At 70.6% G+C, this 13,175-nt stretch carries 11 protein-coding genes; 7 read left to right on the top strand and 4 right to left on the bottom strand.

The window, feature by feature from the left end; all coding sequences use genetic code 11:
• Positions 1 to 203 precede the first annotated feature (203 nt).
• Positions 204 to 3,002: an Rne/Rng family ribonuclease gene (locus KHC19_RS23015; RefSeq protein WP_213355804.1), complete on the top strand. Its 2,799-nt coding sequence runs from the start codon at positions 204 to 206 to the stop codon at positions 3,000 to 3,002.
• Between the two features lie 178 nt (positions 3,003 to 3,180).
• Here the strand turns inward: KHC19_RS23015 and KHC19_RS23010 are convergent, their stop codons facing one another.
• Positions 3,181 to 4,389, bottom strand: a complete 1,209-nt coding sequence (locus KHC19_RS23010; RefSeq protein WP_213355802.1) for a pyridoxal phosphate-dependent aminotransferase — start codon at positions 4,387 to 4,389, stop codon at positions 3,181 to 3,183.
• Between the two features lie 228 nt (positions 4,390 to 4,617).
• Between KHC19_RS23010 and KHC19_RS23005 the strand changes: the two genes are divergently transcribed.
• From KHC19_RS23005 to aat, 6 genes are all read left to right on the top strand, one after another.
• On the top strand, positions 4,618 to 6,021 hold the full coding sequence (locus tag KHC19_RS23005) for a M48 family metalloprotease (protein ID WP_246549409.1): 1,404 nt from the start codon (positions 4,618 to 4,620) through the stop codon (positions 6,019 to 6,021).
• Positions 6,022 to 6,071: 50 nt separating this feature from the next.
• Complete coding sequence (locus KHC19_RS23000) at positions 6,072 to 6,857, top strand: DsbA family protein (RefSeq protein ID WP_213356390.1); 786 nt, start codon at positions 6,072 to 6,074, stop codon at positions 6,855 to 6,857.
• Between the two features lie 186 nt (positions 6,858 to 7,043).
• Entirely contained in the window at positions 7,044 to 7,505 is a 462-nt protein-coding gene (gene aroQ / locus KHC19_RS22995; protein WP_213355799.1) for a type II 3-dehydroquinate dehydratase, read from the top strand.
• 34 nt (positions 7,506 to 7,539) lie between these two features.
• Positions 7,540 to 8,025, top strand: a complete 486-nt coding sequence (accB, locus tag KHC19_RS22990; RefSeq protein ID WP_378296964.1) for an acetyl-CoA carboxylase biotin carboxyl carrier protein — start codon at positions 7,540 to 7,542, stop codon at positions 8,023 to 8,025.
• Between the two features lie 8 nt (positions 8,026 to 8,033).
• Positions 8,034 to 9,386 carry an acetyl-CoA carboxylase biotin carboxylase subunit gene (gene accC / locus KHC19_RS22985; RefSeq protein ID WP_213355797.1) on the top strand — a complete coding sequence of 451 codons (1,353 nt, stop codon included), beginning with the start codon at positions 8,034 to 8,036 and terminating at the stop codon, positions 9,384 to 9,386.
• A 252-nt stretch (positions 9,387 to 9,638) separates the two neighbouring features.
• Complete coding sequence (gene aat / locus KHC19_RS22980; protein ID WP_213355796.1) at positions 9,639 to 10,319, top strand: leucyl/phenylalanyl-tRNA--protein transferase; 681 nt, start codon at positions 9,639 to 9,641, stop codon at positions 10,317 to 10,319.
• Here aat and KHC19_RS22975 read toward each other — a convergent pair.
• The 3 genes from KHC19_RS22975 to KHC19_RS22965 form a co-directional block, all read right to left on the bottom strand.
• Positions 10,250 to 10,963, bottom strand: coding sequence for a DUF2155 domain-containing protein (locus KHC19_RS22975; protein WP_246549387.1), 714 nt, complete (start codon positions 10,961 to 10,963; stop codon positions 10,250 to 10,252). The genes aat and KHC19_RS22975 overlap by 70 nt on opposite strands.
• Positions 10,964 to 11,084: 121 nt before the next feature.
• Positions 11,085 to 11,498, bottom strand: a complete 414-nt coding sequence (locus tag KHC19_RS22970) for an NADH:ubiquinone oxidoreductase subunit NDUFA12 (RefSeq protein WP_213355794.1) — start codon at positions 11,496 to 11,498, stop codon at positions 11,085 to 11,087.
• Between the two features lie 101 nt (positions 11,499 to 11,599).
• Positions 11,600 to 12,796, bottom strand: coding sequence for an MFS transporter (locus KHC19_RS22965; RefSeq protein ID WP_246549385.1), 1,197 nt, complete (start codon positions 12,794 to 12,796; stop codon positions 11,600 to 11,602).
• Between the last annotated feature and the right edge of the window lie 379 nt (positions 12,797 to 13,175).

Here is a 13,175-nt window from a genome sequence, read left to right as displayed (position 1 = left end):
CAGCCGGCATGGGCGGATCGGGCACCGAGCGGGATTTCCCGCCCGGCACGCGGTCGCCGGATGTCGGCGCCGGCTCGCTCGCGCCCCGCATGCGAGGCCGCTCGTCCCCCTGGCCCGTTATCGCCCCCCGCTTACAGGCACGCTTTTCGCCGTCCGGCTGCGCTCGCGCCGCCGACGCCCGCGTGCCCCCATATGAGAGTTCAATGGCCAACAAGATGCTCATCGACGCCACCCACCCGGAGGAGACCCGGGTCGTGGTGGTGCGCGGCAGCCGAGTCGAGGAATTCGACTTCGAGGCCGCCAACCGCAAGCCGCTGCGCGGCAACATCTATCTCGCCAAGGTCACGCGGGTAGAACCGTCGCTGCAGGCCGCCTTCATCGAGTATGGCGGCAATCGGCACGGCTTCCTCGCCTTCAGCGAGATCCATCCCGACTACTACCAGATCCCGGTCGCCGACCGGCAGGCCCTGCTGGCCGAGGAAGAGCGCCAGCAGCGCAAGGAAGCCGAGGAAGAGAGCGAGGAGCGCCCCCGCGGCCGCGGCCGCCGGGGCCGCGACGACAGGTCGAGCGCCAAGCGCGCCGCCGGCGACGAGACGGTGAGCGAGGACGCTCCCGCCGAGGGCACTGACGCCGATGCCGACGACAGCGCCAAGGAAGCCTCGTCCCGCCCGTCCCGCCGCCCGCGCCGTCCTTCCGCCGATGACGAGCCGACCGGCGAGGTCGAGGAGATCGCCGGCGAGGAAGAGGTCGTCGACGAGGTCGGTTCCGACGACGCCCTCGAGGAGGTGCCGGAGCGGGCGCCGCAGCGCCGGGCCAAGACCTACAAGATCCAGGAAGTGATCAAGCGCCGGCAGGTGATGCTGGTGCAGGTCGTGAAGGAGGAGCGCGGCAACAAGGGCGCGGCGCTCACCACCTATCTGTCGCTCGCCGGCCGCTATTCGGTGCTGATGCCGAACACCGCCCGCGGCGGCGGCATCTCCCGCAAGATCACCTCGGCCGAGGACCGCAAGCGGCTGAAGGAGGTCGCCTCCGACCTCGACGTGCCGGAGGGGATGGGCATCATCCTGCGCACGGCCGGCGCCAGCCGCACCAAGACCGAGATCAAGCGCGACTTCGAGTACCTGCTGCGCCTGTGGGAGAACGTGCGCGAGCTCACCCTCGCCTCCACCGCCCCGGCGCTGGTCTACGAAGAGGGATCGCTGATCAAGCGCTCGATCCGCGACCTCTACAACAAGGACATCGACGAGGTCCTGGTCTCCGGCGACGAGGGGTATCGCGAGGCCAAGGACTTCATGCGCATGCTCATGCCGAGCCATGCCAAGAACGTGAAGCCCTATCGCGAGCAGCAGCCGGTCTTCGCCCGCTTCGGGGTGGAGAGCCAGCTCGACGCGATGTTCCTGCCGCAGGTGCAGCTCCGGTCCGGCGGCTATCTCGTCATCAACCCGACCGAGGCGCTGGTCTCGATCGACGTGAACTCGGGCCGCTCGACGCGCGAGCACAATATCGAGGACACGGCGCTAAAGACCAACCTCGAAGCGGCAGAGGAAGTCGCCCGCCAGCTGCGTCTGCGCGACCTCGCCGGGCTGATCGTCATCGATTTCATCGACATGGACGAGAAGCGCAACAACCGGGCGGTGGAGCGCAAGCTCAAGGAATGCCTGAAGAACGACCGCGCCCGCATCCAGCTCGGCCGCATCTCGCATTTCGGCCTGATGGAGATGAGCCGCCAGCGCATCCGCACCGGCGTGCTGGAAAGCTCCACCGAGGTCTGCCCGCATTGCGGCGGCACCGGCCATGTGCGCGCCTCCTCCTCCGTGGCGCTGCAGCTGCTGCGCGCGGCCGAGGACCTGCTGCTCAAGTCGAACACGCATAACCTCGTCATCCGCACCCGTGCGGAGAACGCCCTCTATGTGCTCAACCACAAGCGCGCGCATCTGCACGAGCTCGAGGCGCGCTTCGGGGTGATGATCACCATCTCCGCCGATCCGACGCTCACCGGCCTCACTCCCTTCGCCATCGACAAGGGCGACGCGGTGCTCAACCCGATCCCCCTGCCCCGCCCGGCCGAGCCCGTGGTGGAGATCGAGGAGGAGGTCGTGGTCGCCGAGGAGGAGGACGAGGAAGAAGAGGCCGCCGTGGCCGAGAGCGCCGCTCCCGCCCAGGCGGCCGCCGGCGAGCAGGCGGCGCAGGGCGACGGCAATCGCCGTCGCCGCCGTCGTCGTCGTCGCCGTCGCGGTGGTGGTGGCGCCAATGGCGAGAATGGCGAGAACGGCGGCTCGAACGATGCGGCGCTGAGCGGCGTCGAGTTCGAGACCGACGAGGAAGGCGACGAAGCCGGCGACGAGGAATGGTCGGTCGGCGGCGCGTCGGCGGAAGCGCCGGTGATCGCCGCCGCCCCGATCGAGGGCGAGCCGGCGGCGGAAGCCGTTGCCGAAGCCGAAACCGCCGCCGAAGCGACCGGCATCGTCGTCGAGGCCGCGGCCACCGAGGCGCCGGCGGCCGACAGCCCGGCGGCCGAGGCCGAGGCACCCGCGGCCGAGGCGGCGCCGAAGTCCCGTTCGCGCAGCCGTCGCGCCGCGACCGGCACCGGCAGCACCGGCACCCGCCGCTCGCGCTCCAGCAAGGCTGCTGCGGCGGCGGAGACGGTCGAGGCGGAAGCCGCCGCTCCGGCCACGGAAGCCCCCGCGGTCGAAAGCCCGGTAGCCGAGACCCCTGCTGCCGAGGCCCCTGCCGCTGACGCGGCGGTCGCTGCCGAGCCCGAGGCGCCCAAGCCGCGCCGCCGTCGCTCGACGGTCCGCGAGCGCGCCCCGGTCGCGGGCGAAGCGGCGCCGGAAGCTGCCGCCCGGCCGGCTGCGGAGGATGCCGCTCCGGCTCCCGTCGCGGCAGCGCCGGCCGAAGCCCCGGCGGAGGCCGGCACCGCGCCGACGCCCGCCCCGGAAGCGCCGGCAGATGACCGCCCGCGCCGCACCGGCTGGTGGCAGCGCAAGCTGTTCGGTGAGTGAGCCGTCCCGCCTCTGAAACGCGAAACCCCGGTCCATCATCTGGACCGGGGTTTTTCATGTGGGGGCAAAGGCTCCCGGCACCTCCGCCGGCGCGGGGCGAGGTCGGCACGGCGGCAAGGTCGCCCCATCGCGAGGCCGGCCGCCGGAAAGCCGCGGGAGGCCCGGACCGCCGCCCCGTTTATCCCCGCCGCAGGAAGTGGCCGATCCGCTCCACCGCCAGCGCCATCTCGTCGAGCGCACCGGCATAGGAGAAGCGCAGATAATGGTGGCCGCGATGCGGGTCGAAATCGACCCCCGGCGTCGCCGCCACGCCCGCCTCGTCGAGCAGCCGCCGGGCGAAGGCGGCGGAATCGTCGGTGAAGCGCGAGACATCGGCATAGAGGTAGAAGGCGCCGTCCACCGGCAGGAATTCCGGCAGGCCGACCTTGGGCAGCTCGCCGGTCAGCAGCAGCCGGTTCGCCTCGTAGCCATGCTTGACGGCCTCCATCTCGGCGGCGCCGTCGAACGCCGCCTCGGCGGCGACCTGCGAAAGCGTCGGCACCGAGATCATCAGGTTCTGCTGCAGCCGCTCCACCGCCCGCACCAGCGGTGCCGGCATCACCATCCAGCCGACCCGCCAGCCGGTCATGCAGAAATATTTCGAGAAGGAATGGATGACGGTGGCATTGGGGGAGATCCCCGCCGCGGTGGCGGCGGGGAAAGCGTAGTCGAGCCCGTGATAGATCTCGTCGGAGATGAAGCGGATGCCCTCCGCCTCGGCGGTGGCGATCAGCTCGGCCAGCGCTTCCGGCCGCATCATGGTGCCGGTCGGATTGGCCGGGCTCGCCACCAGCACGCCCTTGAGCGGCGCCTGCCGGTGCGCCGCGATCAGCGCCTCCGGGGTGATCACCCAGCGCGAGGCGGCATCGGTCTCGATCAGCACCGGCTCGCAGCCGAGCGCGGTGAGGATGTGGCGATAGGGCGGATAGCCGGGATTGGCGATCGCCACCCGGTCGCCGGGCTCGAACAAGGCGAGGAAGGCGAGCAGGAAGCCCGCGGAGGAGCCCGTCGTCACCACCACCCGCGCCGGATCGAGATCGACGCCGTAGGCCTCGCCGTAATGGCGGGCGATCCGGGCGCGCAGCGCCGGCAGCCCCAGCGCGGTGGTGTAGCCGATCCGGCCCTCGTCGAGCGCCCGCCGCGCCGCCGCGCGGGCGGTGAGCGGCGCCGGCGCCGCCGGCTGGCCGACCTCCATATGCACCACATGCCCTCCGGCCGCCTCGATCTGCGCCGCCCGCTCCATCACGTCCATGACGATGAAGGGGGCGATGTCGCTGCGCCGCGAGGGGGCGGCGAGCAGCGAGGCCGCGGCGTCGAGGAGGGACGGGGACGGAAAGGAGGCGGTCATGGGCAGGGACTCGGGCTGCCGCCGCATCGGTGCCGCAATCTGCGGTTCGTGTGCGACGTTACGTTCAAACGAAGATGATGCATACCGCTCTTGACCCCGGACCGGAGAGCAGGTCAGGTCGCGGCACCCGCATGCAGTCGATGGATGATGCTTCTGACCAGCCTTGACAACCCCCCGCTTCGGCGGAGCCAGGCGAAACACCGGCCTGCCGGCGCCGGCCGCCACGCCATGCGGGCGGCGACCCTGCTGCTGCTGGCCGGGGCCCTCGCCACGCCGCCGGCGCTCGCGCCCTTCGCCTTCGCTCCCCTCGCCGGCGCGCAGGAAAGCGGCCGACGCAACCCGACCGTCATCCGCGACGCCGAGATCGAGAACCTGCTGCGCGACTATATGCGCCCGATCTGGAAGGCCGCCGGGCTGACGCAGCAGAATCTCAGGGTCGTCATCATCTCCGATCCGTCCTTCAACGCCTTCGTGATGGACGGCAAGCGCATCTTCGTGAACACCGGCGCGCTGGCCAGCAGCGAGACGCCGAACGAGATCATCGGCGTGCTGGCGCACGAGACCGGGCACATCGCCGGCGGCCACCTCGCCCGCATGCGCCAGGAGATGGAGAACGCCCAGACCATGGCGATCATCGGCACGCTGCTCGCCGCCGGCGGCGTGGCGGCCGGTGCGGCCGGCGGCGCCAATATGGGCGGTGCCGCGGCGGCCCTCGCCGGCCCGCAGGAGATCGCCCGCCGCTCGGTGCTCTCCTATGCCCGCGCCCAGGAGCAGGCGGCGGACCGCTCGGCGATCAGCTACCTGGCCGCGACCAAGCAGTCGCCGGTCGGCATGCTGAAGACCTTCGAGCGCATGCAGAACGATCAGATCTTCATCAGCCAGCGCGTCGATCCCTATGTGCTGAGCCATCCCATGGCCCGCGAGCGTGTGGCCGCGCTGGAAGACCTGGTCGCCAAGAGCCCCTACAGGGACATCAAGGATTCGCCGGAGCTTCAGGCCCGCCACGAGATGATGCGCGCCAAGCTGGTCGGCTTCTCGATGCCTCCCGATGCGGTCGCGCGCCGCTATCCGCCGTCCAACACCTCACTGCCGGCCCGCTATGCCCGGGCGATCTCCGCCTATCGCTATGGCGCCGTGCCGGACGCCATCCGCCAGATCGACGCGCTGATCGCCGTCCAGCCGAACAACCCCTATTTCCACGAGCTGAAGGGCCAGGCGCTGCTGGAGGCCGGCCGCCCGCGCGAGGCGATCGCGCCGCTGCGCCGCGCGGAGCAGCTCTCCGGCGGCGCGCCGCTCATCCGCACCCTGCTCGGCCAGGCGCTGGTCGCCGCCAACGACAAGTCTTCGGTCGACGACGCGGTGCGCGAGCTCACCTTCGGGGTCCAGCGCGAGCCGGAATCCGCCGCCGCCTGGCGCTTCCTCGCCCAGGCCTATGGCCAGAAGGGCGACCTGCCCAATGCCGACCTAGCCTCCGCCCAGTCGGCGCTGCTCTCCGGCGACGTGCAGCTCGCCCGCGAGCTCGCCGCCCGCGCGCGCCAGACCTTTGCCTATGGCTCGCCGGGCTGGCTGAAGGCGGACGACATCGTCAACGTCAAGCCGCCGAAGAAGAAGCCCGGACGGCCGACGCCATGACCCTTCCTTCCTTTTATCGCGCGCGCTGCGCCGCCCATCTGGAGACCGCCATGTCGCCGATCCTTCCCTTCCGCCGTGTCGGGCGCCGCCTGGTCGCGGCGAGCCTCGCGGCGTCTCTGGCGCTCGGCATCGGCGCCGCGCCGGCCTTCGCGCTCGACGACGTCCAGCGCAAGGAGTTCGAGAGCGTCATCCGCGACTACCTGCTGAAGAACCCGGAAGTCATCCAGGAGGCGATCGGCGAGCTGCAGAAGCGCCAGGCCGCCGCTGCCGACGAGCAGCGCAAGCAGGCGATCGCCAAGCTGAAGCCGCAGATCTTCGATTCCCCGCATGGCGTGGTGGTGGGCAACCCCAAGGGCGACGTCACGCTGGTGGAGTTCTTCGATTACAATTGCGGCTACTGCAAGCGCTCGCTGCCGGACCTCGTGCAGCTGATCGAGAGCGACCCCAAGCTCAAGGTGGTGCTCAAGGAATTCCCGGTGCTCGGCCCGGGCTCGGTCGAGGCGGCGCAGGTGGCGGTGGGCGTGAAGCTGGTCGCGCCGGAGAAGTACCTCGCCTTCCACAAGGCGCTGCTCGGCGGCCGCGGCCAGGCCAACAAGGCCCGCGCGCTGGAAGCCGCCGCGGAGGCGGGCATCGACCGTGCGGCGGTCGAGAAGGCGATGACGCGCCCGGAGGTCAACGCCGCGTTGCAGGAGAGCATGCAGATCGCCGACGCGCTCGGCATCGACGGCACGCCGAGCTATGTGGCGGGCGATGCGGTGATCGTCGGCGCGGTCGGCCACGACCAGCTGAAGGGCACCATCGACGCCGTGCGCAGCTGCGGCAAGGCGGCCTGCTGATCCGCTCCGCAACCGCGCCTTCACGGCGGCCCGCCGGCGGGCGGGCGCGCTTTCCCGCAATTACGCGTGGGCAAGCCGGCCGCGGGGCCGCGCTGAAGCCTTTGGGGGCTTGGCCTCGGCCAAGCCTTTGCCTATAAACCCGCGGTCGTGCCGGCTTCCGCCGGCTTGGCCGTCAATCGGGACACCATGACCGACAGCATCCAATCCGGCACCATCCACGTCGTCAACGGGCCGAACCTCAACCTGCTCGGCACGCGCGAGCCGGCCATCTATGGCCGGACCACGCTCGCCGACATCGAAGCGATGTGCCGCGCGGCCTGCGAGCGCCATGGAATCTCCCTCGTCTTCGGGCAGTCCAACCATGAAGGCGAGATGGTCGAGATGATCCACCGCGCGAGCGGCTCGCTCGGGGTGGTGCTGAATGCGGCGGCCTACACCCACACATCGGTCGCGCTCGCCGACGCCATCAAGGCGGTCGGCGTCACCGCGATCGAGGTGCATCTGTCAAATGTCTTTGCCCGCGAGGCCTTCCGCCACCACTCCTATATTTCGTCGGTCGCCCGCGGGGTGATCTGCGGCTTCGGGGCGCAAGGCTACCGTTTCGCGATCGATGCGCTGGCCGAAAGCCGCGCGACCACGGCCGCGTGAGTTGAGGGAGGCGGGCAAGGACCGTCACGGGATCATGATGAAAACCACCAAACCCGCCATCGACCCCGCGCTGGTGCGCGAGATCGCCAATCTCCTGTCCGAGAGCGACCTCACCGAGATCGAGGTGCAGCACGAGGACCTGCGCATCCGCGTCGCCCGCGCCGCGCCGGTGGTCTATGCCGCCCCGGCGCCGGGCTATGCCGCGCCGGCCGCTCCTGCCCCGGCGCCGGTGGCTGCCGCCCCGGCGGCGAGCGCGGCGCCCGCATCCGCGGATCCGGCCAAGCACCCGGGCGTCGTGCCCTCGCCGATGGTCGGCACCGCCTATCTCGCCCCCGAGCCCGGCGCCCGCGCCTTCATCGACATCGGCACGGTGGTGAAGGAGGGCCAGACCCTGCTCATCGTCGAGGCGATGAAGACGATGAACGCCATTCCCGCGCCGCGCGCCGGCACCGTCACCCAGATACTGGTGAACAATGGTCAGCCCGTCGAATATGGCGAGCCGCTCGTGATCATCGAGTGAGGAAGCCGATGTTCGGCAAGATCCTGATCGCCAATCGCGGCGAGATCGCTCTCCGGGTGCTGCGCGCCTGCAAGGAGCTCGGCATCGCCACCGTCGCGGTGCACTCCACCGCCGACGCCGACGCCATGCACGTCAAGCTCGCCGACGAAAGCGTGTGCATCGGCCCGCCGGCCGCCAAGGACAGCTATCTCAACATCCCCGCGCTGCTCGCCGCCTGCGAGATCACCGGCGCCGAGGCGGTGCATCCGGGCTACGGCTTCCTCGCCGAGAACGCCCGCTTCGCCGAGATCCTCATCGATCACGGCGTGAAGTTCATCGGGCCCAAGCCCGAGCACATCCGCATCATGGGCGACAAGATCGAGGCCAAGAAGACCGCCAAGGCGCTCGGCATCCCCTGCGTGCCCGGCTCGGAAGGCGGGGTCTCCACCGACGAGGAGGCCGCCCGCGTCGCCGCCGACATCGGCTTCCCGGTGCTGATCAAGGCCGCCGCCGGCGGTGGCGGACGCGGCATGAAGGTCGCCCGCTCGCCGGAGGAGCTCTCCTCGGCGCTGTCGACCGCCCGCTCCGAGGCCCGCGCCGCCTTTGGCGACGACGCGGTCTATATCGAGAAATATCTCGGCACTCCCCGCCACATCGAGATCCAGGTGCTCGGCGACGGCCAGGGCAACGCCATCCATCTCGGCGAACGTGACTGCTCGCTGCAGCGCCGCCACCAGAAGGTGCTGGAGGAGGCCCCCTCCCCGATCATCACCCCGCAGCAGCGGGAGCGGATCGGCGAGACCGTCGCCAAGGCCATGCGCGATATGAAGTATCTCGGCGCCGGCACCGTCGAGTTCCTGTACGAGAACGGCGAGTTCTACTTCATCGAGATGAACACCCGCATCCAGGTGGAGCATCCGGTGACCGAGGCCATCACCGGCTTCGACCTGATCCGCGAGCAGATCCGCGTCGCCACCGGCGAGACGCTCGGCTACACGCAGGACGATGTGAAGATCGAAGGCCATGCCATCGAGTGCCGCATCAATGCCGAGCACCCGCGCACCTTCCGCCCCTCGCCGGGCAAGATCCAGTACTGGCACGTCCCCGGCGGCCTGGGGGTGCGCATCGATTCGGCGGTGTATCAGGGCTATTCCATCCCGCCCTATTACGACAGCCTCGCCGGCAAGATGATCGTCCACGGCGCCAACCGCGAGGAATGCCTGATGCGCCTCAAGCGGGCGCTGGACGAGTTCGTGGTCGAGGGCATCGAGACCACGCTGCCGCTGTTCCGCGAGCTGGTGGTCAACGACGACATCAAGCGCGGCGCCTACGACATCCACTGGCTCGAAGCCTTCCTCGCCGAAGGCGAGCCGGCCAGCTGACCGCTTCCGAAGGCGCCGCAGGGCGCCTTCGCCTATTTGGGCCGCGGCATCGCGCCCCCGCCCGCACGACGTCAGGCCCGGGCGCGTCCCGGGCATCCACCCGGGCGTGTCGGGCGGAACCGAAGGCGTGGATGCCCGGAACGGAGCCGGTCATGACGGTCCGCACGCAGCAATGGCCTCGAAACGCCCGCCGCGCACAATGTGACAAGGCCGCGCCTTCACAGCCTCGTCGCATTGGCTCATGCTGCGCCCATGTCGCGCCCCCACGAGCCACAACAGGTCGAGATCACGCCGGAAGTGCTGCTCAAGGCCTATGCCTGCGGCATCTTCCCCATGGCCGAGAGCGCGGATGATCCCGGCCTCTACTGGATCGAACCCGACAAGCGCGGCATCATCCCGCTCGACAGCTTCGTGATCCCCGAGCGCCTCGCCCGCACCGTCCGCTCGGACCGTTTCGAGATCCGCATCGACCACGATTTCGAGGCGGTGATGCAGGGTTGCGCGGCCCCGGCGGCGGACCGCCCCTCGACCTGGATCAACGCCCGCATCCACAGGCTCTATAGCGAGCTGCACGCGCGCGGCTTCTGCCACTCGGTCGAGGCCTGGCAGGACGGGGAGCTGGTCGGCGGGCTCTATGGCGTCCGGCTCGGCCGGGCCTTCTTCGGGGAGAGCATGTTCCACCGCGCCCGCGACGCCTCCAAGGTGGCGTTGGTGCATCTGGTGGCGCGGCTGCGGCGCGGCGGCTTCACCCTGCTCGACACCCAGTTCGTCACCGATCACCTGCGCCGCTTCGGCGCCGTGGAGGTGACGCGCCAGCGCTATGCGGTGCTGCTGGCGCGGGCGCTCGAGGGCGAAGGCGATTTCTACTGCTGGGGGCCCGGCGAGGCGATCACCGGCGCCGACTGCTTGCAGTCGATCAGCCAGGCGTCATAGATCGGGTGCTCGATGCCGTGCAGGCCGGGGCTGGACGCGAACATCCAGCCGCCGAACAGCGGCTTGATCTCGCCGTCGAGCGAGATCTCCTGCACCTCGACGAAGCCGGTGGTGTTCTGCTTCTCGTTTTCCGGCCGCGTGTAGCAGGCGCGCGGGGTGATGCGCAGCGCGCCGAACTGCACCGTCTCGCCCACCGCCGCGTCGAAGGTGATGATGCGGCCGGTGATCTTGTCGAGGCCGGAGAACACCGCGGTCTTGTTGGCGATCTTCTGCTCCGGCGGCTGCACCACCTCGATGTCGCCCTGCGGGCCGACGGTGGCGCTGCCCGGCACTTCCGGCGGCGGCGCCGCCGGGGCGCGCGGCTCGTCGGCGCGGGGATCCTGGCCGCGCGGCGCCTCGCCGCCCACGGGCGGCTCCATGATCGAGGGAACGCCCGCCCCGCCCGGAGGCGGCGAATCGGGGTTCTCCACCGGGCCGCCGGTCGGCGGCGCCAGCGGGGCCGATTCCACCCCGCCCTGCCAGCCCTGCTGGGCGGCAGCCGGCACGCCCGACAGCAGCGAGCACGCGAAGGCACAGGTGCCGGCGGCGGCGAGAAGCCGGCCGAGCCGAAGGCGTCGAAGCGCGGCGATCGATCCCGAAGTCATGATGCAGCCTCTGTCGGTGCCGTCCGCAGCGCGGCCGGCCTCCCGGCACATGGCGAGGCAATGCGGCGATGTAGGGGCGCCGCGCTCACAAGGGCGCGCGCGGCCCCGACGTCCGGGCCGCTCACTCGGGCGTCCAGGCCCGGTAGTCGCCGGTCACCGCCGGGCGGTGGCCGAAGCCCAGGGTGGAGCCGGCCGGGCGATAGGCGTTGGCGGTGCCGGTCGGGTTCGCCCGGTGCGGCTTCTCCCACTCATACGCCTTGTAGGCTTCCTTGCTCGGCGGCACGTCGGAGCGCTGGTGCATCCAGGCGTGCCAGCCCGGCGGGATGGCGGTCGCCTCGGCATAGCCGTTGAAGATCACCCAGCGCCGCTCGAAACCCAGCGCCGGGTCGATGGCGCCGCCCTTGGTGCGGTAATATTTGTTGCCGAACTGATCCTCGCCGACGAACTCGCCGTGCCGCCAGGTGTGGAAGCGGGTCCCGATGGTGTTGCCGTTCCACCAGGTGAAGAGTTCGGTGACGAAGGTCGAGAGGTTCACGGGCTGCGTCCCTTGGGCCGAAAACGGGGCCGAAAGCTAAATCGGCGGGAACATGCCACCCGCGCCGCCGCCTGTCCAGACAAGGAGCGGCACGGCGGCGCTCAGGCCGCCCCGCCGCGGCCTTCTGTGGCAAAATAGCCGAGCGCGGCGAGCAGGACGACGATGCCCGCCACCGATACCGCGCTCCAGCCGCCGAGCACATAAAGCGGGCTGGCCACCGCCGAGCCGAGCGCGCCGCCCAGGAAGAACATGGCGATGAACAGGGCGTTCAGCCGCGCCCGGATCGCCGGATCCAGCATGAACAGCGCCCGCTGGCCGAAGACGAGATTGGCCGCCACCGCGAGATCGAGCACCACCGCGCCGAGCGCCAGCAGCATTACCGAGCCCTGCGCCACGCCGATGGCGGCGAGCGCGAATCCGAGGACGGCGCTGGCGAGCGACAGCCCGGTGCCCAGCCGCGAATGGCCGCGATCGGCCAGCCGTCCGGCCAGCGAGGAGCCGAACACGCCGGCCGCCCCGGCAAGGGCGAACAGCGCGATGCCCCGCTGGTCGAGCCCGAAGGCGGGCCCGGCGAGCTCCAGCGGCACCGCGGTCCAGAACAGGATGAAGCTGCCGAACATCGGCATCTGGTAGGCGATGCGCCGGCGCAGCACCGGCTGGGTGCGCAGCAGCGTCGGAAAGGAGCGCAGCAGCGCCCACAGGCTGAGGCCGCCCTGCGGCCGCCGTTGCGGCAGCATCAGGCGCAGGCCGCCCGCCAGCGCCAGCATCAGCACCGCCGAGACGAGGAACACCGCCCGCCAGCCGAACCAGTGGGCGACGAGGCTCGCCACCGGCCGCGCCAGCATGATGCCGGTCATCAGCCCGGCGACGACATTGCCGACCCTGCGTCCGCGCTCCTGCGGCGTGGCCAGATGCGAGGCGAACGGCACCGCCACCTGCGCCACCACCGAGCCGAATCCGTAGACCACCGCCGCGCCGGCGAAGACCGGCGCCGATGGCGCGCCGGCCGCCAGCGTCAACCCGGCGCCGGCACAGAGCAGCACCAGGCCGAGCAGCCGTCGATTCTCGATCGCATCGCCCAGCGGCACCACCAGCAGCAGGCCGGCGATGTAGCCGATCTGGCCGAGGGTGACGATCAGGCTCGCCGCGCTCTCGTCGAGCCCGATATCGGCGGCGATCGGCGCGATCAGCGGCTGCGCGTAATAGAGATTCGCCGCCCCGGCGCCCGCCGCAAGGGCGAGAAGGAAAAAGGTCAGCTCGCTGGCGGTCCCATGGGACCGCTCATCCGCTCCGTTCATCGGCCATCTCCGGTAAGCGGGCCGTTGTGCGGTGCGGGAGCGCGTCTGTCCACCGGCGCAAATGCAAAGCCGGCATGCAAAGGCCGGCATGCATCGGCCGGCATGCATCGGCCGGCATGCATCGGCCGGCATGCATCGGCCGGCATGCATCGGCCGCGGCGGCCATAACCGCCCCGGGCCGACGCACGCCCGTCACGAGGGCGCACTAAAATATCCTCCGGGAGACTGTCCCCACTTTTCTCGTTGTTCCGGTGCCGCGCATTTATGCGGCCTGGCGGCTGGACTCGGATCACGAATCCGCGCTCGATAAGGGCTCGGGGTGGAACGCAAGGCCACCCGCCCCTATCTACGAGATGTAGAGGTTCTGTTTACCGACCCC

Source organism: Ancylobacter oerskovii (assembly GCF_018390555.1).
Taxonomy (GTDB): Bacteria; Pseudomonadota; Alphaproteobacteria; order Rhizobiales; family Xanthobacteraceae; genus Ancylobacter; species Ancylobacter oerskovii.
This window is presented reverse-complemented; position numbering and strand designations above follow the sequence as displayed.

Excerpts from the sequence above, each read along its gene's own strand:
- KHC19_RS23015 (WP_213355804.1), top strand. The coding sequence starts at position 204 with ATGGCCAACAAGATGCTCATCGACGCCACCCACCCGGAGGAGACCCGG.
- KHC19_RS23010 (WP_213355802.1), bottom strand. The coding sequence starts at position 4,389 with ATGACCGCCTCCTTTCCGTCCCCGTCCCTCCTCGACGCCGCGGCCTCG.
- KHC19_RS23005 (WP_246549409.1), top strand. The coding sequence starts at position 4,618 with ATGCGGGCGGCGACCCTGCTGCTGCTGGCCGGGGCCCTCGCCACGCCG.
- KHC19_RS23000 (WP_213356390.1), top strand. The coding sequence starts at position 6,072 with ATGTCGCCGATCCTTCCCTTCCGCCGTGTCGGGCGCCGCCTGGTCGCG.
- aroQ (WP_213355799.1), top strand. The coding sequence starts at position 7,044 with ATGACCGACAGCATCCAATCCGGCACCATCCACGTCGTCAACGGGCCG.
- accB (WP_378296964.1), top strand. The coding sequence starts at position 7,540 with ATGATGAAAACCACCAAACCCGCCATCGACCCCGCGCTGGTGCGCGAG.
- accC (WP_213355797.1), top strand. The coding sequence starts at position 8,034 with ATGTTCGGCAAGATCCTGATCGCCAATCGCGGCGAGATCGCTCTCCGG.
- aat (WP_213355796.1), top strand. The coding sequence starts at position 9,639 with ATGTCGCGCCCCCACGAGCCACAACAGGTCGAGATCACGCCGGAAGTG.
- KHC19_RS22975 (WP_246549387.1), bottom strand. The coding sequence starts at position 10,963 with ATGACTTCGGGATCGATCGCCGCGCTTCGACGCCTTCGGCTCGGCCGG.
- KHC19_RS22965 (WP_246549385.1), bottom strand. The coding sequence starts at position 12,796 with ATGAACGGAGCGGATGAGCGGTCCCATGGGACCGCCAGCGAGCTGACC.